We start from the raw sequence: 686 nt of genomic DNA on the forward strand, positions 1-686 counted from the left end.
CAGCCCGAGCCTGCCCTCGGCCACCAGCTGCAGCACCACGGTGGCGGTGAAGGTCTTGGTGTTGCTGCCGATCCGGACGTGCCCGTCGGCCGGCGGCGCTTCGGTGCCGCCCAGCTCGCTCGCCCCGGCGGCGGCGGCCCACTCGCCCCGCTCGTCGCGCACCCGCAGCGTCACCCCGACGATGCCGGAATCGACCATCTCCTGAATGATCTCGCGCAGTTCCGGGCGGTCCTGCCCGGTCCGCGGGGTGAACTCGTCCTGGTTGGTGGGGGTGACGGACATGATGGTGTGCTCCTTTGAATCCGGGGTGAAACGCATGGGACGGATGGATGGTGGAACGCGGTTTGGCCGCGTCCGGACGCCTAGAGGCTGCGGGCGGTGATGTCGCCGCTGGCGGTGGTGGCGTGGACGTCGAGTTCGGCGGTGCCGTCGTTCTTGAAACCGTTGGCGATGCGGCCGTGGGTGGTGCCGGCGTCCAGGGCGGCCGAGACGCCGGCGGCGGCGGTGATCGAGATGTCGCCGGAGTGGGTGCGGAGCACGAGGGTGCCGCCCGTGGCCTCGGCGATGGTGATGTCGCCCCTCGCGGTGCTGATCTGTGCGGGGCCGCCCAGCCGGCCGATCTCGACGTCGCCGTCGGTGGCGGTGAGGTGGAGGCTCGCGGTCTCGTCGAGCTTGATCTGGTGGTA

2 protein-coding genes are annotated in these 686 nt (G+C 71.1%); both read right to left on the reverse strand.

Annotation, left to right across the window (positions count from 1 at the left end; translation table 11 throughout):
* On the reverse strand, window positions 1-282 hold a 282-nt coding region (locus IEZ10_RS38500), incomplete at its 3' end, for a serine hydrolase (protein WP_229812105.1).
* Between the two features lie 80 nt (window positions 283-362).
* On the reverse strand, window positions 363-686 hold a 324-nt coding region (locus IEZ10_RS38505), incomplete at its 5' end, for a DUF4097 family beta strand repeat-containing protein (protein WP_189250831.1).

The sequence above is a fragment of the Streptosporangium pseudovulgare genome (assembly GCF_014648055.1).
GTDB lineage: Bacteria > Actinomycetota > Actinomycetes > Streptosporangiales > Streptosporangiaceae > Streptosporangium > Streptosporangium pseudovulgare.